Genomic DNA, 23,785 nt, shown 5'->3' with positions numbered 1-23,785 from the left:
ACCCATGGCAACGCTTGAGATCCACGACCTGCACGTCTCCGTCGAGGCCGAGAACGGTCCGCGCGAGATCCTGAAGGGCGTCGACCTGACTGTGAAGCAGGGCGAGACGCACGCCATCATGGGCCCCAACGGCTCCGGCAAGTCGACTCTCGCCTACTCCCTCGCGGGTCACCCCAAGTACACGATCACCGGCGGCACCGTCACCCTCGACGGCGAGGACGTCCTGGAGATGTCCGTCGACGAGCGCGCGCGGGCCGGCGTCTTCCTCGCCATGCAGTACCCGGTCGAGGTGCCCGGCGTCTCGGTCTCCAACTTCCTGCGGACCTCCGCGACCGCGATCCGCGGTGAGGCCCCCAAGCTGCGGCTGTGGGTCAAGGAGGTCAAGGAGGCCATGGAGCGTCTCCAGATGGACCCCTCGTTCGCCGAGCGCAACGTCAACGAGGGCTTCTCCGGCGGTGAGAAGAAGCGCCACGAGATCCTCCAGCTGGAGCTGCTCAAGCCGGCCATCGCGATCCTCGACGAGACCGACTCCGGCCTGGACGTCGACGCGCTGCGCACCGTCTCCGAGGGCGTCAACCGCGTCCGCGAGACCGGCGAGGTCGGCACCCTGCTGATCACCCACTACACGCGCATCCTGCGCTACATCAAGCCCGACCACGTCCACGTCTTCGCCAACGGCCGGATCGCCGAGTCCGGCGGCGCCGAGCTCGCCGACAAGCTGGAGGCCGAGGGCTACGAGGCTTACACGAAGGGTGGCGCAACCGCGTGACACAGCTGCCGGGCCTCCTCGACACCGAGGCGATCCGTAAGGACTTCCCCATCCTGGATCGCCAGATCCATGACGGGAAGAAGGTCGTGTACCTGGACAACGCGGCGACCTCGCAGAAGCCGCGTCAGGTCCTCGACGCCCTGAACGCCTACTACGAACGTCACAACGCCAACGTCCACCGCGGCGTGCATGTGCTCGCCGAGGAGGCCACGGCGCTGTACGAGGGCGCGCGGGACAAGGTCGCCGCCTTCATCAACGCGCCGAGCCGCGACGAGGTGATCTTCACCAAGAACGCCTCGGAGTCGCTCAACCTCGTGGCCAATATGCTCGGCTGGGCCGAGGAGCCCTACCGGGTGGACCGCGAGACCGAGATCGTCATCACGGAGATGGAGCACCACTCCAACATCGTGCCGTGGCAGCTGCTCTCGCAGCGCACCGGCGCGAAGCTGAAGTGGTTCGGCATCACCGACGACGGCCGGCTCGACCTGTCCAACATCGACGAGGTCATCACGGAGCAGACGAAGATCGTCTCCTTCACGCTGGTCTCCAACATCATGGGCACCGTCAACCCGGTCGAGACGATCATCCGCCGTGCCCAGGAGGTCGGCGCGCTGGTCTGCATCGACGCCTCGCAGGCCGCCCCGCACATGGTGCTGGACGTGCAGGCGCTGCAGGCCGACTTCGTGGCCTTCACCGGCCACAAGATGTGCGGCCCGACCGGCATCGGCGTCCTCTGGGGCCGCCAGGAGCTGCTGGAGGACCTCCCGCCGTTCCTCGGCGGCGGCGAGATGATCGAGACCGTCTCGATGCACTCCTCGACGTACGCGCCCGCGCCGCACAAGTTCGAGGCCGGTACGCCCCCGATCGCCCAGGCCGTCGGCCTCGGCGCGGCCGTGGACTACCTCACCTCGATCGGCATGGACAACATCGCCGCGCATGAGCACGCGATCACCGAGTACGCCGTCAAGCGGCTGCTGGAGGTCCCCGACCTGCGCATCATCGGCCCGAGCACGGCCGAGGACCGCGGGGCGACGCTCTCCTTCACGCTCGGCGACATCCATCCGCACGACGTCGGCCAGGTGCTGGACGAGCAGGGCATCGCGGTCCGGGTGGGCCATCACTGCGCACGGCCGGTCTGCCTGCGCTACGGAATTCCCGCGACCACGCGAGCGTCGTTCTATCTGTACTCCACGCCCGCCGAGGTCGACGCCTTGGTCGAGGGCCTGGAGCACGTCCGTAACTTCTTCGGTTGAGACACGACAGACCGGTTGACCACGTACGGCGGATGAGGACGAGGACTGACTGAGCCGTGAAGCTGGATTCCATGTACCAGGACGTCATCCTGGACCACTACAAGCACCCCCATGGGCGCGGTCTTCGGGACGGCGACGCCGAGGTGCACCATGTCAACCCCACGTGCGGTGACGAGATCACGCTGCGCGTGCGGCTCGACGGCGCGACGATCGAGGATGTGTCCTACGAGGGCCAGGGCTGCTCCATCAGCCAGGCCAGCGCGTCGGTGCTCAACGAGCTCCTGGTGGGCAAGCAGCTCGGGGACGCGCAGAAGATCCAGGAGACCTTCCTGGAACTGATGCAGTCCAAGGGGCAGCTCGAACCGGATGACGCGATGGAGGAGATCCTGGAGGACGCCGTGGCGTTCGCCGGAGTCTCGAAGTACCCGGCGCGCGTGAAGTGCGCGCTGCTCAGCTGGATGGCCTGGAAGGACGCCACGGCCAAGGCCCTCTCCGAGGAGGCGAAGACCGCATGACCGACACCCCGACCACCACGAAGCCCGCCTCCGAGGAGGAGGTCCGCGAGGCGCTGTACGACGTCGTGGACCCCGAGCTGGGCATCGATGTCGTCAACCTCGGGCTGATCTACGGCATCCACGTCGACGACGCCAACATCGCCACCATCGACATGACGCTGACCTCCGCGGCCTGCCCGCTGACCGACGTCATCGAGGACCAGGCGAAGTCCGCCACGGACGGCATCGTCAACGAGCTGAAGATCAACTGGGTCTGGATGCCCCCGTGGGGCCCGGACAAGATCACCGACGACGGCCGCGAGCAGCTCCGCGCCCTGGGCTTCAACGTCTGAGAGTCGCGCCCGACAGTCGAGCCGAAACGGCCGTGTCCCCGGAAAACCCGGTGGGCACGGCCGTTTCGCCGTTCCGGGGCGCGCCCGGCCGGTCCGTGGAAGCGTGGCCGGAATTCGATGTGTACGCCCGTACGCAACGTTGTGTACGCTCGTACGCATGGGCTATCTGACGCTTGCCGGGGCGATCCTCTCCGAAGTGCTCGCCACCACCGCGATGAAGTACAGCGACGGCTTCAGCAGGCTGTGGCCGTCGGTGGGGACGGCGCTGGGCTATCTGCTGGCCTTCGCGCTGCTCGCCCAGACGCTCAAGTCGATGAGCGTGGGGACCGCGTACGCCATCTGGGCCGGGGCCGGGACGGCGATGATCGCGGCGATCGGGATGGTGTTCCTGGGGGAGAGCACCAGTGCGCTGAAGGTCCTCGGCCTGCTGCTGGTGATCGCCGGAGTCGTGGTGCTGAACCTGGGCGGGGCGCACTGATGGCCCGGCGCTACGACCCGGACCGGCGGCAGCGGATCATCGACGCGGCGATCACCGTGGTCGGCGAGCGCGGGATCGCCGGGCTCAGCCACCGCTCGGTGGCCGCCGCTGCGGATGTCCCGCTCGGCTCGACCACGTACCACTTCGCGTCCCGGGACGAGCTGCTGATCGCCGCGCTGCGGCAGGTCAACGGCGTGTGCCTGGCCGAGTTCGCGAGCTGGGTCGACGGGATCGACCCGGCGGTGCCACTCGCCGAGGAGGTCGCTCGGCTCGTCGAGGACACCCTGGCCGGGGACCGCTCGCGGATGGAGCTGGAGTACGAGCTCTACCTCGCGGCGCTGCGGCACGAGGCGGTGCGGCCGATCGCCGCGGAGTGCCTGGACGAGATGGTGCGGCTGCTCGGACGGCGGATCGGCGACGACCGGACCGCGCGGGCCGTGGTGGCGTTCACCGACGGGCTGGTGCTGCAGCATCTGCTGACCGGGCAGCCCTTCGACCCCGCGTCGGTACGCGCCGGGCTGGCCGGGGTGCTGGGCTGAGCCGGCGGCCCCGCCGCCCGTCGCCCGGCCGCCCGCCGCCCCGTCGGCGCGCCGGGTGCACCCGTGCGAGCGGCGTGGTGCGACCCCGTGACCCGGCCCGATCGCTGAGACCGGTTCGCCTCGGTGGGTGCCCTCCGGTTAGGTTTCGAACATGACCGATGCTGCTTCCCCTCGTACGACCGGCGCCGTCGCCGCCGGGCTCGCCACCGTCACCTCCGACGGCACCGTTCTCGACACCTGGTTCCCGGCGCCCGAGCTGGTCGCCGCCTCCTCCGCGGACCTCGGCCCGGCCGGTACCGAGCGCCTGGACGACGCGCGCGCCACCGAACTGCTGGGCGCCGCCGTGCTCAAGGCGATCGGCCCCGACCCGGTCCGTGAGGTCGAGGTCGTCGCCGTCCGTACGGTCATCGCCTCCCTCGACGACAAGCCGCTGGACGCCCACGACGGCTACCTGCGCCTCCACCTGCTCAGCCACCGGCTGGTCAAGCCGCACGGGCAGAACCTGGAGGGCCTGTTCGGCCTGCTGTCCAACGTCGCCTGGACCTCGCTGGGTCCGGTGGCCGTCGACCGGGTGGAGACGGTGCGGCTGAACGCCCGTGCCGAGGGGCTGCACCTGATGGTCACCGGCATCGACAAGTTCCCGCGGATGACGGACTACGTCGCGCCCGCCGGGGTGCGGATCGCCGACGCCGACCGGGTGCGCCTGGGCGCGCACCTCGCGGCCGGGACCACCGTCATGCACGAGGGCTTCGTCAACTTCAACGCCGGGACGCTGGGCACCTCCATGGTCGAGGGCCGGATCAGCGCGGGCGTCGTCGTCGGCGACGGCTCCGACATCGGCGGCGGCGCCTCCACCATGGGCACCCTCTCCGGCGGCGGCAAGCAGATCATCTCGATCGGCGAGCGCTGCCTGCTCGGCGCCGAGTCGGGCATCGGCATCGCGCTCGGCGACGAGTGCGTGGTCGAGGCCGGGCTGTACGTCACCGCGGGCACCCGGGTCACGCTGCCCGACGGCCAGATCGTCAAGGCCCTGGAGCTCTCCGGCGCGGACCACATCCTCTTCCGCCGCAACTCCACCACCGGCGCCGTCGAGGCCCGCCCGAACAAGGCGGAGTGGGGCGGCCTCAACGAGGTGCTGCACAGCCACAACTGAGCGGACACGGTCACACCGACGGCCCGGCGGGACACCCGCCGGGCCGTCGGCGTCGACGCCGCCGTCCCGGTCCCGGCCGGACGCCGATAGGCTTGCGCCATGCGTGATCTTGTAGCGGGGATGCGGTATCTGGGCAAGGGGCAGCGCTGGGTCGCCCAGCACGGCCGGTGGTGGGGCTTCGGGCTGATTCCGGCGCTGATCGCGCTGGTCCTGTACGCCGGGGTGCTCGTCGCGCTCGCCGTCTGGTCCGGCGACATCGCGGCCTGGGCGACGCCGTTCGCCGACGGCTGGGACGAGCCCTGGCAGGGGCTGCTGCGCGGGGTGTTCGTGGCGCTGCTGTTCGCCGGCGGGCTGATGCTGTCGGTGCTGACCTTCACCGCGGTCACCCTGCTGATCGGCGACCCCTTCTACGAATCGCTGTCGGAGAAGGTCGAGGAGTCCGAGGGGCACTGCCCGCCGTCCCCGGACCGGCCGATGTGGCAGGAGATCTGGATCGCGCTGCGGGACAGCGTCCATGTGCTGCTGCGGGCCGCCGGCTTCGGCCTCCTGCTGTTCGTCCTCGGGTTCGTGCCGTTCATCGGGCAGACCGTGATCCCCGCCATCGGGTTCTGTGTCTCCGGCTTCTTCCTCGCCGTCGAGCTGACCTCGGTGGCCATGCAGCGCCGGGACATCCCGGTGCGCGAGCGGCTCCGGCTGCTGCGCGGCCGCAAGGCCCTCGCGGTCGGCTTCGGCACCCCCATCGTGCTGCTCTTCCTGATCCCGTTCGTCTCGGTGGTGCTGATGCCGGGCGCGGTCGCCGGTGCGACGCTGCTGGTCCGGGACCTGGTGCCGGGCCCCGAGGAGCCGTCGGAGCCGGAGCGCGCGGAAGCCGCCGGACCGGACGGGGCCCCGGCTCCGTACGGGCAGCCGGGAGCGCCGGCCGGCTTCGGCCCGCCGCCCGCCCCCTTCCCGCCTAACCAGGGACCGGTGCCGGCACCGGGGTATCCGCATCCGCAGTCCGGTCCAGGGTCGTCCGCAGCGCGTCCGCCAGCCGGCTGGTGAGGCCGGCGTCCGCAGGCAGCAGCGGGCCGCGGACCGGCCCCGCGGGCAGCCCGAGGTGCTGGAGCAGTGCCTTCGCGGTGACCGTGCCGGGGGCCTCCCCGCCGGTCACCGCCTCGATGAGCGGGATCAGCGCGAGCTGGCGGCGGGCCGCTCCGGCCGTGTCACCGGCGTCGTAGGCGTCCAGCAGGGCGCGCACCGCCCGGGGCGCGGCGTTGCCCGCGGTGCTGATACATCCGGTGGCGCCGAGAGCCCGGAGCGGCAGGATCTGTTCGTCGCAGCCCGCGTAGTAGGCCAGGTCCGTCGCGGCCAGCACCTTCGCGGACTTCAGCAGGTCGTAGCCGCAGTCCTTGACCGCGCTGATCCGTGGATGGGCGGCCAGCCGGAGCAGGGTCCCGGCGGTCAGCGCGGTGCCGGTGCGGCCCGGGATGTCGTAGAGCATCACCGGCAGCCCGGTGGCGTCCGCGACCGTCCGCAGATGGTGGCCGACGGCTTCCTGGGTGGGCCGCGAGTAGTACGGGGTGACCACCAACAGGCCGTGTGCGCCCGCCCGTTCGGCGCCGCGGGCCAGGGCGACGGTGTGCCGGGTGTCGCTGGTGCCGACGCCCGCGGTGATCCGCGCCCGGTCGCCGACGGCCTCGGCCACGGCCCGCAGCAGGGTCTCCTTCTCGGCGTCCGTCGTGGTCGGGGACTCCCCGGTGGTGCCGCTGAGCACCAGGGCGTCGCAGCCGCCCTCGTCGACGAGGTGGGTGGCGAGCCGCTGTGCGCCGTCCGGGTCGAGCGCGCCGTCGGCGGTGAACGGGGTGACCATGGCGACCGCGAACCGTCCGAAGAGCGGCGCGGGGGTGCGGGAGGGGGACACAGGGTGCATGCCAGGAGTGTGAGGGCGCCTCATATTTCACGTCCACTTAGTTGTGCTGGGTGATGTGTTAAGCAGCGCTACGTCCGTCGGTCCGGAAACGCGAAGCGGCCGCCGCACCGTCCGGTGCGGCGGCCGCTCGGGCATCACAAGCCCATCACGCGTCAGTCAGGCCGTTCCGCGAACGCTTCAGGTCCTGGGTCCGCTCGGAAGCGGACTCCTCCGACGACTTCGGCTTCCGCTGGTCGGCGCGCCGCTCGGCGGCGCGGTCCTTGTTGCCCGACTTACGGTTCTGGGACTTCGGCATGATGACTCCCTAATGTCTCGCCGAATGGTGCTTACCTGCCCAGTACCGCACCCCCGGAGCCGGTTGGCCCCCGGGCGTGGGCCGGACGGGTGACGGGGGAGTCACCGCCGGTGACCTTCCAACCGGACTACGGCCGGACCCGCAGCACCTGCGGGTCGTGGTCGCTGGCCTGGTCCGCGTACTCGGCGTTGAGGTGCACGATGTCGTAGTCGGCCCGGGTCAGCGGGCGGCTGGTGAGCATGTGGTCCAGCACCTGCGAGTTGCCGCTGTAGACGTAGCCGTAACGCTCGGTGGCCGGCAGCCGGTTGACCTGGTCGGTGAGCACGCCGCCGGCGGTGAGGGCCTTGAGGGCCGGCGAGAACTGGTAGTCGTTGAGGTCGCCGGCCGCCACCACCGCGGCCTTCGGGTCCTTGGCCAGCAGGTCCTTGACGAACTGGTTCACCAGCTTGGCCTGTGCGGTGCGCTGGGTCTCCGAGCTGCGGACCGGCGGCTGGAAACGGCTGTCCAGGGCCTGGTCGCCGCCCTTGGAGTTGAAGTGGTTGGCGATCACGAACACCCGGCTCCCCGGGCGGCTCTTCAGCGAGAACTGGCCGACAAGGGGCTTGCGGCTGTCCTTCCACGCCGGGTCGTCCGGCGAGATCCGGCCCGGGGACGCGGACAGCGCGGCCTTGCCATGGTCGTCGACGACCTTCACCGGAGTAGTGGCGTCGCCGCCCTTGACGTCCGTGAACGAGGCCCGCTCGGGGTTGAACAGGAACGCCACCCGGATGTTGCCGCCGGGCTGGCCGCCGTCCTGGTCGTTGGCCGGGTCGATCTGCCGCGCCTCGTACGCCGGGCCGCCGGCCGCCTTGATCGCCTCGGTGAGCTTCTTGAGGGTCTCCCCGGCGGTGACCACACCGTTGTCCTTGGTGCCGCTGTCGTCCTGCACCTCCTCCAGCGCGACCACGTCGGGGGAGGCGAGGTGCTCCACCAGCCCCTTGGCCAGCCGGTCGAACTTGGCCTGCGGGGTGCTGGGGGAGAGGTTCTCGACGTTGTAGGTGGCGACCGCCAGCTCGTCGGACTTCTGCTTGCGGGTCTTCTCCGGCTCCGGGCCGTGGTCGGCGAGCTTGCCCAGCTCGGTGGCCTGGAGCGTGTAGCCGCCGAAGTTGTCGTAGTCCAGCGGCCCGGCGGTGGTGCCGGTCAGCGCGTCGCCGACATCGGCCACCGGGAACGGCTGCTGCGCGAAGGGGATCAGCGACGCCAGCTTGATCCGGCCGCCGTTGGGGTCCCCGTAGGAGCGGTAGAGCGTGCCGCCGCGGGCGGTGCGGTGGTGCCTCGGCTCGGCGGTCATCCACAGCTCGTGGTGGGCGTTGGTCGGCCCGACGACCGGGGCGTCGGACATCGCGACGCGCATGCCCTCCAGCGACTCGTAGCGGTCCAGCGCGTACGAGGTCGGGCGCAGCTTCAGGGACTCGATGCTCTTGCCGCCCGCGTCGGGGGCGTAACGATTCGGCACCGAGGACGGGCGGAGCTTGAAGGCGGCCGGCAGCGGGGCGTCGGCGGACTCCGTCTTCCAGGTCGCGTCGGTGATCTCGGTGACCGACTGGAGACCGGCGTCCTTGCCGCCGGGGTAGTACTCGCTGACCGTGCCGGAGACGGTGACCGCGTCACCGACCGCGACCTTCGGCGTCTCCTTGCCGGTGTAGACGAAGACCGCCTCGCTGGTGGCCGCGTCGTGGTCCGGGTGCGGGTCCTGCACCCAGAAGCCGCGCGCCGAGCCGAACGAGCGGATCGCGGTGACCGTGCCGGGAACGTCGCTGACCTGCTGTCCGGCCAGCGGGGATATCCGGGTGCTGCCCTGGATGTCGTGGATGCGGGCACCGGCCGCGGACGCGGACTGCGTGGTGGCCAGCAGTCCGCCGGCCAGGGCGGCGCAGACCACCGCGCCGGCGGTGGCCGTTCTGCGGAGCGAACGACGGGACGGCATGTATGCCTCCGAGAGGGTATGGGGGGTGGCTGGGGCAACGTGAGTACGGAGCCCGACCGAGGCGCGCTACGCGCGTCGATCTGCGTCAATCTCTTGCGCACGTAAGGGAGTTGTCAAGCTTCTGCGGGTAACCGGAGGGGGGCGCGGGGGTGAACCGTCCGAGATACGGAGAATTCCGTCTACGCTTGGGCGGCGCACTCCCCAGCTACCGCTGGGAGGCCCCAGCCGTAGTCCGTCCGAGGAGCTGAGCACCCGATGTCCGCAGACCGCCCCACCCTGCCGCCGGTGCGGCTGCACACCGAAGCGGAGCTGGCCCGGGACGCGCTGAGTGCCCCCCTGATGGCCCGCGCCGCGAAGCTCGCCCGCTGGGCCGAGCGCGGTGTGCCGGTCGGCGTCGGCGGCCAGATCCTGGAGGAGCCGCTGGCCGAGGCCACCGCCCACCTCGGCCTGACCGGCGACGAGGACGGCCCCGCCTACGCCGCCGAGGCCTGGCAGCTCGCGGTGGACACCGGACTCGTGGAGATCACGGAGACCGAGGAGAGCGAGGACGGCGCCGACCTCCCCGACGACGCCGCGGCCGGTGTCGCCACCCCCGGCGAGGAGCTGGGCCTGCTCACCTCCGGCGGCCCGCAGGACGTCCTCGACATCTGGCTCGGCGGCATGGAGACCGTGCTCGCCGACGCGGCCGCCCCCGACCTCGCCGACCTGGCCGACCAGCTCACCGAGGGCGGCGAACTGGACCTCGACGCGCTCGACTGGAACCCGGAGGAGGAGGCCGAGCTGCTGGACGGCATCCTCGGCAACCTCTACCTGCTCACCACCTTGAACGAGCGCCCCGACCAGGACGTCCCGCTGCCCGCACTGGCCGCCTCCATGATCGTCCCGGAGGACATGGACGAGCCCACGGACGACGTCCTCGAAGAGGTCTCCGAGGCGATGATGCGCCTGGACGACCAGTTCCGGCTGCTGGAGCCGATCGGTCTGGTCGTCTACCGGCCCGTCGACGAGGCCCTCATCGAGGAGCTGGACGAGGACGGCGAGACGGTCCTCCCCCGGAGCCCCGGGGCGAACGGCGACGAGCCGCTCACCGACGAGGACGTCTCCCGCTACGGCCTGGTCCGCCTCACCCCGCTCGGCGTCTACGCCGTCCGCGCCCGGATGCTCGACGCGGGCGTGCACGCCCCCGCCGTCGGCGACCTCACCGACAAGGGCGCCGACGTCCTCCTGGACGCGCTGCCCGACTATCCCGAGGCGCTCGCCCAGGCCGAGTCCGAGCTGTGGCTCGCCGCCCGGACGTCCCCGGACGCCGCCCGGGATCTGCTCACCGCCGCCCGCGGGGACGACGAGCGCGCCCCGCGGCGCCGGCTCGCCGCCCAGCAGACCCTGTCGCTGGTCTCGCCGGACGCCGAGGCGGCACTGCGCGAGGTGCTCGACGACCGGCAGCTCGGCGGCCTGGCCCGGGTCTGGCTCGCCGAGCGCGCACTGCCCGGCATCCCCGAGCCGTCCCAGGAGATGATCTTCTGGCTCACGGTGGACACCATCGCGGCGCAGCTGGACAGCGCCGACGAGGACGCCGCGGACGAGCTGCGTGACCTGGTGCAGGGCCTGACCGAGCAGCACAGCGGGTTCTTCGACACCGCCTGGCGGGTGGACCACCCGGCCACCGCCGACGTCCTGGAGGCCATGGGCCGGCTGCACCCGGACAAGAAGGCCGCCAAGGAGGCCCGCAAGGCCGCGTTCAAGGCGCGCTCGCGCCAGTCCGGCTGAGCGGACCGGGCGGTTTCGGCCACGTCATGGGGCGTGTCCGGCGGAGCAGGGCAGTGACCTGATCCGCCGGACACGCCCCAACTGCTTCCCGGATGTCGCATCGCGTTCAACTGGAGTTCGACGGCGCACGAGAGCGTGTGCCCGCAGGCACAGGGGAGAAGAAACCGGCCATCCAGGAGATGACAATGCCGCTCACCCGCAGAGACTTCGCCAAGCGTTCCGCGCTGACCGGTGCGGGCGTCGCACTGGCCGGCAGCGTCGGCGTGCTGGCCACCGCGCCCGGAGCCATCGGCGAGGAGGTGCCGGACGGCGGCCCGGACGGCACGGCGGACGGCACCGGCATCGGCTACGGCCCGCTGGTCACGGACCCGGACGGCATCCTCGCGCTGCCCGCCGGGTTCTCGTACCGGATCATCACCCGGACCGGGGTCACCAAGCTGGACAGCGGTGAGTCCACGCCCTCCAACCACGACGGCACCGGCACCTTCGAGGGTCACCGCGGCACCACCCTCCTGGTCAACAACCACGAGCTGAAGGGCCCGCGCGCCGACTGGCCGCACCCGGTGCCGCTGGCCGAAGGGCTGGTCTACGACCCGGCGGCCTCCGGCGGCTGCACCGTCGTCGAGGTCGCCAAGGACGGCAGCCCGGTCGGCGAATGGGTCGGCGTCGCCGGTACGTCCACCAACTGCGCGGGTGGCACCACCCCGTGGGGCACCTGGCTCACCGGCGAGGAGACCGAGGACAAGGCCGGCGAGCACGGCATGACCAAGGACCACGGCTACGTCTTCGAGGTCGACCCCCACGACCGCCGGGCCGGCCGCGACCCCAAGCCCCTCAAGGCGCTGGGCCGTTACGCCCACGAGGCGGTCGTCGTCGACCCCCGGCGCGGCCACCTCTACCTCACCGAGGACGCCTCCGGCCCCAACGGCCTCTTCTACCGCTGGACTCCGCCGCACGGTTTCCGCCACGGCCGCGGTCAGCTGCGCTCGCTCGCCGCCGACTCCGGTGTGCTGGAGGCCTTCAAGTGCTTCGACTCCGGCGGCCGGTTCGTCGACGACCTGTCGCGCGCCACGAAGACCGGCACGGTCTACGGCGTCGACTGGGTCGAGGTGCCCGACCGCGACGCCCGTAAGGTCTCGGTGCGCAAGCAGTTCAAGGACACCGAGGTCACCCGCGCCCGCAAGCTGGAGGGCCTGTGGTGGGCGGACGGCGGCGCCTACGTCGTCTCCTCCTACGCCCGCGACGAGAGCCCCGTCCAGCACGACGGGCAGGTCTGGTTCTACGACCCGCGGCGCCGGACCCTGACCCTCAAGGTGCTGCTGGGCGTCAACCCCGACCCGTCCAGGGACGGCGCGCTCGACGGCCCCGACAACATCACCGTCTCGCCCTACGGCGGGCTGATCATCGCCGAGGACGGCGAGGGCGTCCAGCACCTCTTCGGGGCCACCGACGACGGCCGCACCTACCCGATCGCCCGCAACGAGCTGAACATCGGCACCGCGTCCGAGCCCGAGTTCAGCGAATTCACCGGGCCGGTGTTCTCGCCGGACGGCCGCACGCTGTTCGCCAACATCCAGGAGCCCGGCCTCATGCTCGCCATCACCGGGCCGTGGAAGCGGCAGCGCCGCCAGCGGTAGGCACGCCCCGGCGCTCCGTCCGGCGGCGGCTCAGCCGGCCGCCGCCGTCAGGAGGTAGTAGTCCAGCAGCCCGGTCTCGTACGCCGTCAGATAGCGGCGCGGCCACTCGTCGTCGCGGAGTTCCGGCTGCTGGGCCATGTAACGGTCGTAGGACTCCCAGACCCCGTCGCCGATCGACCGGACCCGCACCTCCCGCAGCCCCGCCGCCGACAGGGCCGCAGCGACCTCGTCGACCACGTGCGGAACGTCCAGGCCGTCGGCGAACGGGGGCAGCAGCTCCGGCAGGGCGCGGGCGGCCTCCCGGCTGCGGGCGAAGAAGGTGGTCAGCGCGAGCCGGCCGTCCGGGCGCAGCACCCGCGCGGCCTCCCGGGCGAAACCGGGCAGATCACGGAAGTGCTGCGCCGCCTCGACCGAGAACAGGCAGTCCACGCAGTCGTCGGGCAGCGGGATGCGCTGGGCCGCGCCCAGGACGAACTCCAGCCGGCCTGCGGTGTCCGCGGGCGCGGCGAGCAGGTCCGCGTTGGCCTTCCGGGCGCGGGCGATCTGGTCGGGGTGGGCGTCCAGCCCGATGACCGTCCCCAGCCCGGACTCCCGCAGCGCCAGCGCACAGCCCAGCCCGCGTCCGCAGCCGACGTCCAGGGCGGTGCGGCCCCGCGCCCGGCCGAAGGTGCCGAGCACCAGACGGTAGAGGTCCTCCTCGCTGCGCACCCGGTCGGCCTCGGTCAGCTGCCGGTCAGCGGGGCCGGGCAGGCCCGTCCAGTAGCCGAAGTTGATGAAGCCGCCGGCGAAGGCGGCGACGGTGCTGAGGTCGTCGGCGCCGTAGACCCGCGCGACCCGTTCGGGAAGGTCCGGGGGCGCTGGGCCGTCCGGGGGTTCGGCGGGGGCGGCCGGCGGCGGCTGCTGCGTCATCGAACGCTCCTCGTGCGTGCCGTGGGGGGCCCGCCGTGACGGGCGCCGCGGAGGCGCTGACCCGGCGGTACGGACGCAACAATTCTCGGCCCTGGAACGCTGCCGCACCATCGTGCGGCGCTCGCCCAGCGGGGAGGCCGCGCGTGGGGGAGAGCCGCCGCGCCCCGGTCCCCTGACGGCGGCGGGGCCGTCAGGGACCGGGCGTCTAGGGCCTGTCGTCAAACTCCCATCGTTCGCCCGAAGGGCGGCCCCGCGGCGTCTGGTGCGTGCGATCGCAAGGCGGAGGGTCGCCCCGATACTGGGTGTATCGGGGTGAACCCGACAACGCGGCGAGCGTGCGTGCCTGGGGGCACCTCCCAGCGGTAGCTGGGGGAGCGTCGCGGGGCAGGTGGGAGTTTGACGGCAGGTCCTAGCGGCTCAGAGCGCCTGGCCGGCCGGCTTGATCATGCCGCGGACCGTGCGGGCGTCGACGTACTCGCCCATCGCGGTCATCTCCCACTCACCGGAGAACTGGCGGATGAGCTTCGCCATCATCACGCCCGTACGGGGCTCGGAGTGGGTGAGGTCGAAGCGGACCAGTTCCTCGCCGCTCTGGGCGTCCAGCAGGCGGCAGTAGGCCTTGGCGACGTCGGAGAACTTCTGGCCGGAGAAGGAGTTCACCACGAAGACCAGGCCCGTCACCTCCGGGGGCAGCCCGCCGAGGTGGACGGTGATCGCCTCGTCGTCGCCGGCGCCCTCGCCGGTGAGGTTGTCACCGGAGTGCTGGATCGCGCCGCCCAGGATCATCAGCTTGCCGAAGAAGCAGTTGTCGACCTTCTTGCGGTCCGGGCCGTAGGCGATGACGGAGGCGTCCAGGTCGATGCTCTTGCTGCGGAAGGCGGGCTCCCAGCCGAGGCCCATCCGGACCGAGCTGAGCAGCGGGCGGCCGCCCTTGACCAGGGAGACGGTCTGGTTCTTCTGGAGGCTGACGCGGCCCTTGTCGAGGTTGATCTTGCCCGGTGCGGCTGCCGCCGGGGCTGCCGGGGCAGGGGCCGCGGCCGGCGGGGCGACCGGGGCCGGGGCGCCGGTCGGCGGTCCCCACTGGCCGGCGGGGGCCGCGGGTGCCGCGGGGGCCGGAGTGGCAGGGGGAGCGGGGGTGGCGGCGGGCGCGGCCGGTTCCTCCACGGAGACGCCGAAGTCGGTGGCGATCCCGGCGAGGCCGTCGGCGTAGCCCTGGCCGACGGCGCGGACCTTCCAGGCCCCGCCGCGGCGGTAGATCTCGACGACCACCAGCGCGGTCTCGGTGCCCAGCTGCGGCGGGGTGAAGGAGGCGAGGACGCTGCCGTCGTCGGCGTTGCGGACCGTGCCGGTCGGTTCGGTGCCGGCGAAGGTCGCGCCGGGGGTGTCCAGGCTCGCGGTGACCACGATCTTCTCGATGCCCTCGGGCACCGCCGCGGTGTCCACCGTGATGGTGTCGCCGCCGCCGGCCGCCGCGGAGTGCGTCACGCCCGGCCCGGCGGGCTGGTTGTAGAACACGAAGTCGTCGTCGGAGCGCACCTTGCCGTCGGAGGCCAGCAGCAGGCCCGAGACGTCCAGCCGCACGGGGGCGGTGACGTCCACCGCCACCCGCACGGCGCTGAGCGGGAGGTTCGAGCCAGGAGTCATAGCGGTCATGCCGGGCTCAACGATCGGCCCGCCTTTGCGGTTCCATTACCCGTGGTCCGGGGGAGATCCGGCCTGTTCACCGGCGTTCCCGGGAGTTGCCGAAGAGCAGCCGGTAGGCGATCAGCAGGACCAGGGCCCCGGCGATCGAGGAGATCCACATGGCCGGTTCGCCGAAGTCCTTGGGTATCGGGCGGTGCAGGATCTGGGTGGAGAGCCAGCCGCCGATGAAGGACCCCACGATGCCGATCAGGGTCGTGCCGACGATTCCGCCCGGGTCCCGCCCCGGCAGCAGAACCTTGGCGATGACGCCCGCGATCAGCCCGAGTACGAGCCAGCTGACGATGCCCATGATGTGTTCCTCGTTCCTGCACGGAAATTGCGGTACGTACACGAGGACGCCGGCCGGGCGGCAGGGGTTCCTCGGCGGGTCCCGCCTCCGCCCCTCACCCCGGCCGCACGAACCCGCACTCGTACGCGGCGATCACCGCCTGGGTCCGGTCCCGTACGCCGAGCTTGGCCAGTACGCCCGCCACATGCGTCTTGACCGTGGCCGGGCCCACCCCGAGCCGGTCCGCGATCTCGGCGTTCGTCATCCCGGCGGTCATCAGCCGCAGCACCGCCCGCTCCCGCTCCGACAGCCGGGCCCGGATCAGCCGCGCCGCGTCGTTCGCGGCCCGCTCCCCGGCGTGCCGGGCGGCCAGTTGCCGTACCGCGGCCGGGAACAGCAGCGAGTCGCTGCGCGCCACCAGCCGCACGGCCTGCACCAGGTCCTCCGCGCCGGACCGTTTGAGCAGGAACCCGCTGGCACCGGCCCGCAGCGCGTCATAGACGTAGGCGTCGTTCTCGAAGGTCGTCACCACGATGATGCGCGGCGGCCGGTCCATCCCGGCGAGCACCTGCTCGGTCGCCCGGATTCCGTCGATCTCCGGCATCCGGACGTCCATCAGCACGATGTCCGGGCGCAGTTCCCGGATCAGCGGCACCGCCTCGGCCCCGGTCGCCGCCTCGCCGACGACCTCCATATCGCCCTCGGCGCCCAGGATCGCGCGCAGCGCCGTACGCACCATCCGCTCGTCGTCGGCGAGCACGACGCGCAGCGGACGGGGCCGGTCCCGGTCACCGCTGACGTCGCCGTCGCCGTCGCCGCGCCGGTCACCGCCGTTGCCGCCGCTGTCGTCGTCGCCGGCCGTGTGGCCGTCGCCGTCGCCGCATGTCGCGTGGCCGTCGTCCTGAGCTGTGGTCATGTCCCCGTCCCCTGTCACCCTGCTCTCCCCTGTTCTCCCGGCTTCCCGCGGCCCCTGGCTCCGTCCTCCGGTCGCCCCGCAGAGGTCCCCGGCGCCCCTACGGCCGTACCGCGCCGCGTGCACCGCGCTCCCTCCCCGCCAGTGGCAGCCGGACCGTCAGCCGCCATACGCCGTCGTGTGCCCCGGCCGCCGCCTCGCCGCCCAGCAGCCGGGCCCGTTCGGCGATTCCCAGCAGGCCGCGGCCCCCGCCCGTGCGGGGTGCCGGGACCGACGAGCCGGGCGCCGGGCCGGCCACCCGGCCGCTCACCGGGTTCTCCATCCGCAGGGTCAACTCCCGCTCGGTGCGGTGCACAGACAGCTCCACCGGCACCGGCCCGGCGTGCCGCAGCGCATTGCTCAGGCCCTCCTGCACGATCCGGTACGCCTCCCGGGAAACCACCGGAGGCAGCCCCGTGCACCGCCCCTGCACGGTCGTCTCGATCCGGACGCCCGCCGCGCGGGTCCGTTCGAGCAGCGCCTCCAGCCCGTCCAGGGTGGGCGCGGGCGCCGTCGGGTCGCCGCCGTCCTCCTCGCGCAACAGGCCCAGTACGGTGTCCAGTTCGGCGACCGCGTCCCGGGTGGTGTCCTCGATGGCGGCCAGCGCCTGCCGGGCGAACTCCGGGTCCGTGTCGAGGACCCGGCGGGCCGCGCTCGCCTGCAGGGTGACCGCGCTCAGCGCGTGCCCCACCGAGTCGTGCAGCTCGCGGGCCAGCCGGTTGCGGGTGGCCAGACCGGCGGCCCGGCGCTCGGCGGCGGCCAGCCGGTCGGCGGGCGTGGGCCCCAGCAGGACCGGCGCCAAGCGGGCCATGAGCTGCCCGGCTCCCCAGGTCGTGCCCGCCAGCAGCGCCAGCAGCGCCAGCCCGGCAAGTGGGCCGAGCACGCCGGGGAAGGCCTCCTGCCACCCCGGGAAGCCGCGCTGGAGCCCGGTCGAGAACGGCAGTGCCAGCAGACCCACCGCGGCCGGCGGCGCGGCCAGCGACATGCCGCTGACGATCCCGCCCGCCGCGTTGTGCGCCAGGTACCACAGCGCGGTACGCCGCCGGGCGGTCCACGAGTACCCCGGCTCGTCGGCCAGCAGCTCCCGCGGCACACCGTAGAACGTCCGTACGGCGCCGGTCGCCATGGACCGCGCCGGCGCGAACACCAGCCCGGCCGCCCAGGCCGGCGGCAGGGCGAGGCCGAACGCGAGGAACTGGGTGGCGATATCGCCGTAGGTGTCGGTGCCGTCCCTGACCAGCGACAGGACGACCGACGCCATCAGGAAGTACGGCATCAGGAACGCGCCGCCGATCACCAGGTGGACCCAGCACAGGGCGTACCGCCGCAGTCCGGTCAGTCGCACCGCGCGGCCCCGGACCCGTCCCGGCGCTGCGCCTGACGCTCCGTCCGGCGCTCCGCGGCGACGGCCGCCCGGAGAGCGCCCGGCACGCCCCGCCGCGGAGCGGTGGGTGCGCCAGGTGCGTGAGGCGAGTCAGGTGCGTCAGGTGAGTGACGTGCGCGGTGGTGGTGCCGGCCGGCCCGAACGGTCATGGCGGCCAGTCTTCCGGACCCGCCGCCCGCGCGCCTCGGCCCGGATGACGATCCGCCTCCGCCGCACGGGGGAGGGGCGGGGCTCAGCCGGTTCCGCGGGGCCGGCTCACAGCCGCCGGGTGGCCAGCGCCAGCCGGTCGCGGGCGCCGGACAGGGCGTCCTTGATCTGCTGCTCGTGTTCCGGGGTCAGCCGGGCCACCGGCACCGAGCAGCTGATCGCGTCCCGCGCCGGGGTGCGGTAGGGGACCGCGACGCCGAAGCAGCGCAGGCCCAGTGTGTTCTCCTCGCGGTCGACCGCACAGCCCTGTTCGCGCACCGTGTGCAGCTCCTCGATCAGCTGCTCGCGGTCGGTGAGGGTGTGCTCGGTCAGCCGGGGGAGGGACGGCGGCAGCATCGCCCGGACCTGCTCGTCGGTGTGGGTGGCGAGCAGCGCCTTGCCCAGCGAGGTGGCGTGCGCGGGCAGCCGCCGGCCGACGCGGGCGGAAGGGCGCAGATGGTGCGGGGACTGACGGGTCGCGAGATGCACGACATGGGTGCCGTCGAGCCGGGCGAGGTGGATGGTCTCGGTGGTGTCGTCGGCGAGCCGGTCCAGCGTCGGCCGGGCCGCGGCCACCACCTCGTCGCCGTCGAGGTACGAGGTGCCGACCAGCAGGGCGCGTACGCCGATGCCGTAGCGGGTGCCGGTCGTGTCGGTCTCGACCCAGTCCAGGTCGACGAGGGTGCGCAGCAGCATGTAGAGGCTGGACTTCGGGTAGCCGACCGCGTCTTGGACGGAGGCCAGACTGTGCATACCGGGACGAGCTGCGAAGTATTCGAGCAACTCCACCGTCCGTACGGCGGATTTGACCTGCGATCCCCCGGTATCGGCAGCTGACATCGCCCTTGACCCCCCTGTTCGGCCCGCCATAGAGTCCCAGTTGTTCACCATCTGGGACAGCGTTCAGCATATCGAACGTGATCCGGTGGGCGGCATGGCGCGGAACGACTCGGCAGCATCGCCCGGGAGGAATACACGGTGGCAGCGACAGCGGCAGCACCAGTCTGGAGTGTCGACCCCCGCACCGGGAAGCCACGGGAACAGGTCGCGGTGGAGGCCACCGCCGACGAGGTGGACACCGCGGTCCGCACCGCACACGCCGCCCGTGGCGCGCTGGCCGACCGCACCGTACGCGCCGCCCTGCTGCGCCGCTCCGCCGAGCTGCTCGACGAGGCGGGCGAGGCGGTCATCGAGGCCGCCGACGCCGAAACCGCGCTCGGCCCCGGCCGGCTCACCGGCGAACTCGCCCGCACCACCTACCAGTTGCGGGCCTTCGCGGACCTGGTCGAGGAGGGCGCGTTCCTCGACGTCCTGATCGACCACGCCGACCCCGGCCTCACCCCGCCCCGCCCCGACCTGCGCCGCTACAAGGTCCCGCTGGGCCCGGTCGCGGTCTACGCCGCCAGCAACTTCCCGCTCGCGTTCTCGGTCCCGGGCGGCGACACCGCCAGCGCCCTCGCGGCCGGCTGCCCGGTCGTCGTCAAGGCGCACCCGGACCACCCGGCCACCTCCGAGCTGTGCGCGGCGCTGCTGCGCCGCGCCGCCCGGGAGACCGGTCTGCCGGAGGGCGTGGTCGGCCTGGTGCACGGCTTCCAGGCCGGCATCGACCTGGTGCGCCATCCGCTGATCGGCGCGGCCGGCTTCACCGGCTCGGTGCGCGGCGGCCGTGCCCTGTACGACGCGGCCGCGTCCCGCCCGCACCCGATCCCCTTCCACGGTGAGCTGGGCAGCCTCAACCCCGTCGTGATCACCGAGGACGCGGCCGCCGAGCGCGCCGAGCAGATCGGTGCCGGGCTGGCCGGGGCGATGACCCTCGGCGTCGGCCAGTTCTGTGTGAAGCCCGGCCTGGTGCTGGCGCCCGGCGGCGCGACCGGCGACCGGCTGCTGAAGGCGCTGACCGACGCGGTCAGCGACACCGAGGCCGGGGTGCTGCTCGACCACCGGATGCGGCAGGCCTTCCTCGACGGGGTCCGCACCCGCGCCGCGCTCCCCGGGGTCGAGGCGCCGGTGACCCCCGGCGCGGGCGGCGAGCACACCGTCAGCGCCGGCTTCCTCGCCGTCCCCGCCGCCCACCTGGCCGCCGAGGGGCCGCACGACCTCCTCCTGGAGGAGTGCTTCGGCCCGGTCACCGTCGTCGCCCGCTACACCGACGAGGCCGAGGCCGGCGCCGTCCTCGCCCGGCTCCCCGGCAACCTCTCCGCGACCCTGCACCTCGGCGAGGCGGAGAGCGCGGGCACCGATGACGCGGGCCGCGGCGCCCGGCTGCTGGCCGAGGTCACCCCGCTCGCCGGCCGGGTGGTCGTCAACGGCTGGCCGACCGGTGTCGCGGTCGCCCCCGCCCAGCACCACGGCGGCCCCTACCCGGCCACCACCTCCACCTCCACCTCCGTCGGCGGCACCGCCGTGGAACGCTGGCTGCGCCCGGTGGCCTACCAGGACACCCCGCCGGCACTGCTGCCGCCCGAGCTGCGCGAGGACAACCCGCTCGGCCTGCCGCGCCGGGTCGACGGCCGCGCCGAGGGCGCGTAGCGGCCGTGCGCCCCGCCGACGGCGACGCCCTCCGGGTCCGCGCCGCGACGGCCGCGGACCTGGCCGCGATCGCCGCCCTGCACAGCGGCGCCCGTGCCGCGTACCACCGGGCCCGCTTCCCGGGCGTCCCCTTCGACGTCCCCGCCGAGCGGGCCCGGTGGCACGACGCCTGGTCCCGCGACCTGGACCGGGGCGACACCCCCGCGCTCTGCGCCGCCCGCCGCGGCACCGTGGTCGGCGCGGCCTCCTACCGCCACCGCGCCGGCCACCGGACGGCCGTCACCCTCCACCAGCTCCATGTCGACCCCGGCCACTGGGGCACCGGCGTCGGCCTGGCCCTGCACCACGCCTGCTTACGGGCCTGGCACGCGGCCGGCGTCTCCCGGGCCGCCCTCGACGTCCTCTGGCACAACCACCGCGCCCGCGCCTTCTACACCCGCCTCGGCTGGCGCCCCGACCCGGACCGCCGCCCCGCCCCGGACGCCCTGCACCTCAGCCTGACGCTGGACCTGGTGACGGCGCAGGCGCCGCCGGCTCCCGACGGGCGATGAGCTGGAGCCGCTCGGCCGTCCGCCCGTCCAGCGTGGCCACCGCCCCCGCCCGCTCCTTCACCACCGCGAAGCCCGCCTCCCGCACCAGCCCCCGCAGCCGCTCCGGCGGATGGTGCCGGAACACCCCGCCGTCCGGCGTCTCGAACACCCCGTACGTCCCGTACCGTTCCGCGAACCGCGCGTACCGCTCCCGGTTGAGCGCGTCCCCCTGCAACGGCACATCGCTCAGATACAGCACCCCGCCGGGCCGCACCAGCCGCCCCAGCTCCCCGGCGATCGCCGTCTGGTCGGCGTCCCCCGGCACACACGTCAGCACCGCGAACAGCAGCGCCGCGTCGAACGATCCGTCCTCGAACGGCAGCGGAAAGCCGGGGCGGTGCAGCAGCTCCAGCTCCGGGTGCTCCCGCCGCCCCCGCGCGACCAGCGCCGCCGAGACATCCACCCCGCACACCGCCCGGTACCCGCTCCCGGCCAGCTCGGCGGTCAGCCGCCCGTAACCGCATCCGTAGTCCAGCAGCCGCGCACTCCGCGGCACATACGCGTCCAGCAGCGCCGGATCGAGCGGATGCGTGAAGGTCTTGCCGGCCCCGGTCGTCTCCCAGAAGCCGAGAAATCCCTGTGACGAGGTCATGCGGGGACGGTACCCACCGGACCGCCGGCCACCCGCCGGCCACGTCGAAGCCCTCACCCGCCCCGGCCCACCCGCCGCGGCCCCGCCGCCCGCCCGGGAATACCGCCCCGCGCGCCGAGGTTGCACGGGCACACATCCACCCGAGGAAAGTCAGCTCATGCGCGTCGAGATCTGGTCCGACATCGCCTGCCCCTGGTGCTACATCGGCAAGGCCCGGTTCGAGGCGGGGCTGGCCGGGTTCGCGGGGCGTGCCGAGGTGGAGGTGGTGCACCGGTCCTTCGAGCTGGACCCGGACGCAGCGCCCGCCGCGGACGTGCCGGTGATCGACATGCTCGCCACCAAGTACGGCGTGACCCGGGAGCAGGCCGAGGCGATGGAGGCGCGGGTTGCCGGGGCGGCGGCGGGGGAGGGGCTGGACTACCGGTCCGACCGCATCCACGGGAACACCTTCGACCTGCACCGGCTGCTGCACCTCGGCCGGGCGCACGGGGTCCAGGACGCGCTGCTGGACGCCCTCTACCGGGCCAACTTCGCCGAGGCGAGGCCGTTGGGCGACCCCGCCGTGCTGGAGGAGATCGCCGTCGGCGCGGGGCTGCCGGCCGGGGAGGCCGCGCGGGTGCTGGCCGATCCCGGGGCGTATGCGCGGGAGGTGCGGGCCGAGGAGCGCGAGGCCGCGGAGCTGGGGGCGACGGGTGTGCCGTTCTTCGTCATCGACCGGCGGTACGGGATCTCCGGCGGGCAGCCCGCCGAGGTCTTCCGGGAGGCCCTGGAGCGTGCGTACGCCGACGGGGGCGGGCCGCCGCAGCCCGCCGGTGACCCGGCCGGTGCGGCGCCGGTGTGCGGGGACGACGGGTGTGCCGTGCCCGGGAACTGATCCGGGGTCCGACCGGCCGCACCCGGTGTGACCTGCGGAGATAAGGGAGCGTTGCGGAGCGGCCAAGCAAATTCGCAATGGACGGGGCGGGAAGGGCCGAGCAGAGTGGGGGCATGCATCGACGTGAGCCACTCGGTGGGGCCGAATTCGCGGCCGAGACGACCTATCTGAATTCCGCTGCCAGCGGGCTGCTGCCGCGGCGCAGCGCCGACGCCGTACGCGCGGCCCTGGAGGAGTCCGCCTCCTACGGCACCATGGGCCGCGACTACTTCGCCGCCGCCACGGCCTCCCGTGCCGCCTTCGCCCGGCTGTACGGCGTACCCGCCGAGCGGGTCGCCCTCGGCAGCTCGGTCGCGGTGCACTCCGCGTTCGTCGCCGCCTCGCTCCCGGAGGGCGCCGAAGTACTGGTGCCCGAGGGCGACTTCAGCTCGCTGGTCAATCCGCTCGCGGTGCACCCCGGCGTCAGGCTGCGTACCGTGCCGCTGGAGGCGCTCGCCGACGAGGTGCGTCCCGGGACCGCGCTGGTCGCCTTCAGCGCCGTGCAGTCGCTGGACGGCCGGATCGCCGACATGGCCGCGGTCCGCGAGGCCGCGAAGGCCCATGGGACGCGTACCTACCTCGACATCACCCAGGCCGCCGGCTGGCTGCCGCTGCGCGTCGCCGACTTCGACTTCGTGACCGCGGGGGCCTACAAGTGGCTGCTGTGCCCGCGCGGGGTGACCTTCCTGGCGATCGGCGAGGACCTGGGGCGGGACGGGCAGTGGCCGAACGCCCGGCACGCGGGCTGGGTCGCGGGGGAGGACATCGGCGCGTCCAACTACGGGCCGATCCTGCCCGCGACCACCGCACGCCGCTACGACGAACCGCACGCCCACTACCCCTATGTCGGCGCCGAGCAGTCCCTCGGCCTCCTGGCGGAGCTGGGTGTGGAGACCATCCACGCGCACAACACCGCGCTCGCCGACCACTACCGCGCGGGGCTGGCCGAGCGCGGCCTGCTGCCCCGGCCCGCGCCCGGTTCGGCGATCGTCTCCACCCCGGGGATCGCGGACGCCGAGCACCGGCTGGCCGAGGCGGGGGTGCGGGTCTCGGTACGCGGCGGGCTGCTCCGTGCGGCCTTCCATCTCTACAACTCGACGGATGACGTGGACCGGCTGCTGTCCCTGCTGGGGTAGCGGGTGGGA

24 protein-coding genes are annotated in these 23,785 nt (G+C 73.1%); 14 read left to right on the top strand and 10 right to left on the bottom strand.

Translation table 11 applies throughout. From position 1 onward, the window contains the following. Positions 1 to 4: 4 nt before the first annotated feature. The 8 genes from sufC to ACGFN2_RS30850 all read left to right on the top strand — a co-directional run bounded on the left by sufC (position 5) and on the right by ACGFN2_RS30850 (position 6,080). Positions 5 to 769 (top strand): Fe-S cluster assembly ATPase SufC, encoded by a 765-nt coding sequence (sufC, locus tag ACGFN2_RS30885; RefSeq protein ID WP_362612286.1) that lies wholly within the window; start codon positions 5 to 7, stop codon positions 767 to 769. After that, complete coding sequence (locus ACGFN2_RS30880) at positions 766 to 2,022, top strand: cysteine desulfurase (protein WP_362612284.1); 1,257 nt, start codon at positions 766 to 768, stop codon at positions 2,020 to 2,022. Before sufC ends, ACGFN2_RS30880 begins: the two co-directional genes overlap by 4 nt. A 56-nt stretch (positions 2,023 to 2,078) precedes the next feature. After that, entirely contained in the window at positions 2,079 to 2,537 is a 459-nt protein-coding gene (gene sufU, locus ACGFN2_RS30875) for a Fe-S cluster assembly sulfur transfer protein SufU (protein WP_159747321.1), read from the top strand. Continuing rightward, entirely contained in the window at positions 2,534 to 2,869 is a 336-nt protein-coding gene (locus ACGFN2_RS30870; RefSeq protein WP_086718002.1) for a metal-sulfur cluster assembly factor, read from the top strand. The genes sufU and ACGFN2_RS30870 overlap by 4 nt, the downstream gene beginning before the upstream one ends. Before the next feature lie 157 nt (positions 2,870 to 3,026). Further along, entirely contained in the window at positions 3,027 to 3,347 is a 321-nt protein-coding gene (locus ACGFN2_RS30865) for a multidrug efflux SMR transporter (protein ID WP_362612280.1), read from the top strand. Continuing rightward, positions 3,347 to 3,886: a TetR/AcrR family transcriptional regulator gene (locus ACGFN2_RS30860; RefSeq protein ID WP_393365899.1), complete on the top strand. Its 540-nt coding sequence runs from the start codon at positions 3,347 to 3,349 to the stop codon at positions 3,884 to 3,886. The genes ACGFN2_RS30865 and ACGFN2_RS30860 overlap by 1 nt, the downstream gene beginning before the upstream one ends. Positions 3,887 to 4,037: 151 nt before the next feature. Further along, positions 4,038 to 5,039, top strand: coding sequence for a 2,3,4,5-tetrahydropyridine-2,6-dicarboxylate N-succinyltransferase (gene dapD / locus ACGFN2_RS30855; protein ID WP_393365897.1), 1,002 nt, complete (start codon positions 4,038 to 4,040; stop codon positions 5,037 to 5,039). A gap of 99 nt (positions 5,040 to 5,138) precedes the next feature. After that, positions 5,139 to 6,080, top strand: a complete 942-nt coding sequence (locus ACGFN2_RS30850) for an EI24 domain-containing protein (protein WP_362612273.1) — start codon at positions 5,139 to 5,141, stop codon at positions 6,078 to 6,080. Here ACGFN2_RS30850 and dapA read toward each other — a convergent pair. The 3 genes from dapA to ACGFN2_RS30835 all read right to left on the bottom strand — a co-directional run bounded on the left by dapA (position 5,992) and on the right by ACGFN2_RS30835 (position 9,209). Further along, positions 5,992 to 6,948, bottom strand: coding sequence for a 4-hydroxy-tetrahydrodipicolinate synthase (dapA, locus tag ACGFN2_RS30845; RefSeq protein WP_393365895.1), 957 nt, complete (start codon positions 6,946 to 6,948; stop codon positions 5,992 to 5,994). The genes ACGFN2_RS30850 and dapA overlap by 89 nt on opposite strands. A 145-nt stretch (positions 6,949 to 7,093) precedes the next feature. After that, positions 7,094 to 7,243 (bottom strand): hypothetical protein, encoded by a 150-nt coding sequence (locus tag ACGFN2_RS30840; RefSeq protein WP_167511565.1) that lies wholly within the window; start codon positions 7,241 to 7,243, stop codon positions 7,094 to 7,096. Positions 7,244 to 7,370: 127 nt separating this feature from the next. Further along, a complete protein-coding gene (locus tag ACGFN2_RS30835) occupies positions 7,371 to 9,209 on the bottom strand; it encodes an endonuclease/exonuclease/phosphatase family protein (protein ID WP_362612268.1) in 1,839 nt (612 codons plus the stop codon). 255 nt (positions 9,210 to 9,464) lie between these two features. On the opposite strand from ACGFN2_RS30835, the gene ACGFN2_RS30830 reads away from it, so the two are divergent. Beyond that, positions 9,465 to 10,976: a hypothetical protein gene (locus tag ACGFN2_RS30830; protein ID WP_393365892.1), complete on the top strand. Its 1,512-nt coding sequence runs from the start codon at positions 9,465 to 9,467 to the stop codon at positions 10,974 to 10,976. Between the two features lie 185 nt (positions 10,977 to 11,161). Continuing rightward, positions 11,162 to 12,613 (top strand): alkaline phosphatase PhoX, encoded by a 1,452-nt coding sequence (locus tag ACGFN2_RS30825; RefSeq protein ID WP_393365890.1) that lies wholly within the window; start codon positions 11,162 to 11,164, stop codon positions 12,611 to 12,613. Between the two features lie 30 nt (positions 12,614 to 12,643). Here ACGFN2_RS30825 and ACGFN2_RS30820 read toward each other — a convergent pair whose 3' ends face one another. From ACGFN2_RS30820 to ACGFN2_RS30795, 6 genes are all read right to left on the bottom strand, one after another. Then, the gene (locus ACGFN2_RS30820) at positions 12,644 to 13,522 is read right to left on the bottom strand and encodes a class I SAM-dependent methyltransferase (RefSeq protein ID WP_393365888.1); all 879 of its coding nucleotides are present in this window, start codon (positions 13,520 to 13,522) and stop codon (positions 12,644 to 12,646) included. Between the two features lie 417 nt (positions 13,523 to 13,939). Next, positions 13,940 to 15,166, bottom strand: coding sequence for a TerD family protein (locus ACGFN2_RS30815; RefSeq protein WP_393365966.1), 1,227 nt, complete (start codon positions 15,164 to 15,166; stop codon positions 13,940 to 13,942). A gap of 76 nt (positions 15,167 to 15,242) precedes the next feature. Then, positions 15,243 to 15,515 carry a GlsB/YeaQ/YmgE family stress response membrane protein gene (locus ACGFN2_RS30810; protein ID WP_362614593.1) on the bottom strand — a complete coding sequence of 91 codons (273 nt, stop codon included), beginning with the start codon at positions 15,513 to 15,515 and terminating at the stop codon, positions 15,243 to 15,245. A 94-nt stretch (positions 15,516 to 15,609) separates the two neighbouring features. Next, complete coding sequence (locus ACGFN2_RS30805) at positions 15,610 to 16,410, bottom strand: response regulator (protein WP_393365885.1); 801 nt, start codon at positions 16,408 to 16,410, stop codon at positions 15,610 to 15,612. A 97-nt stretch (positions 16,411 to 16,507) separates the two neighbouring features. Then, positions 16,508 to 17,785: a sensor histidine kinase gene (locus tag ACGFN2_RS30800; RefSeq protein ID WP_393365964.1), complete on the bottom strand. Its 1,278-nt coding sequence runs from the start codon at positions 17,783 to 17,785 to the stop codon at positions 16,508 to 16,510. 300 nt (positions 17,786 to 18,085) lie between these two features. Further along, positions 18,086 to 18,856, bottom strand: a complete 771-nt coding sequence (locus tag ACGFN2_RS30795) for an IclR family transcriptional regulator (protein WP_393365883.1) — start codon at positions 18,854 to 18,856, stop codon at positions 18,086 to 18,088. 138 nt (positions 18,857 to 18,994) lie between these two features. Between ACGFN2_RS30795 and ACGFN2_RS30790 the strand changes: the two genes are divergently transcribed. Both ACGFN2_RS30790 and ACGFN2_RS30785 read left to right on the top strand, forming a co-directional pair. Then, entirely contained in the window at positions 18,995 to 20,545 is a 1,551-nt protein-coding gene (locus ACGFN2_RS30790; RefSeq protein WP_362614604.1) for an aldehyde dehydrogenase (NADP(+)), read from the top strand. A gap of 5 nt (positions 20,546 to 20,550) precedes the next feature. Next, a complete protein-coding gene (locus ACGFN2_RS30785; protein ID WP_393365880.1) occupies positions 20,551 to 21,096 on the top strand; it encodes a GNAT family N-acetyltransferase in 546 nt (181 codons plus the stop codon). Here the strand turns inward: ACGFN2_RS30785 and ACGFN2_RS30780 are convergent. Next, a complete protein-coding gene (locus ACGFN2_RS30780) occupies positions 21,038 to 21,727 on the bottom strand; it encodes a class I SAM-dependent methyltransferase (RefSeq protein WP_393365878.1) in 690 nt (229 codons plus the stop codon). The two genes, ACGFN2_RS30785 and ACGFN2_RS30780, sit on opposite strands and share 59 nt — an antisense overlap. 157 nt (positions 21,728 to 21,884) lie before the next feature. On the opposite strand from ACGFN2_RS30780, the gene ACGFN2_RS30775 reads away from it, so the two are divergent. Together ACGFN2_RS30775 and ACGFN2_RS30770 are read left to right on the top strand one after the other, a co-directional pair. After that, a complete protein-coding gene (locus ACGFN2_RS30775; RefSeq protein WP_362614611.1) occupies positions 21,885 to 22,601 on the top strand; it encodes a DsbA family oxidoreductase in 717 nt (238 codons plus the stop codon). Between the two features lie 113 nt (positions 22,602 to 22,714). Continuing rightward, positions 22,715 to 23,776: an aminotransferase class V-fold PLP-dependent enzyme gene (locus tag ACGFN2_RS30770; RefSeq protein ID WP_393365876.1), complete on the top strand. Its 1,062-nt coding sequence runs from the start codon at positions 22,715 to 22,717 to the stop codon at positions 23,774 to 23,776. The last annotated feature ends 9 nt before the right edge of the window (positions 23,777 to 23,785 follow it).

Source organism: Streptomyces sp. NPDC048612 (assembly GCF_043199295.1).
Taxonomy (GTDB): Bacteria; Actinomycetota; Actinomycetes; order Streptomycetales; family Streptomycetaceae; genus Streptomyces.
This window is presented reverse-complemented; position numbering and strand designations above follow the sequence as displayed.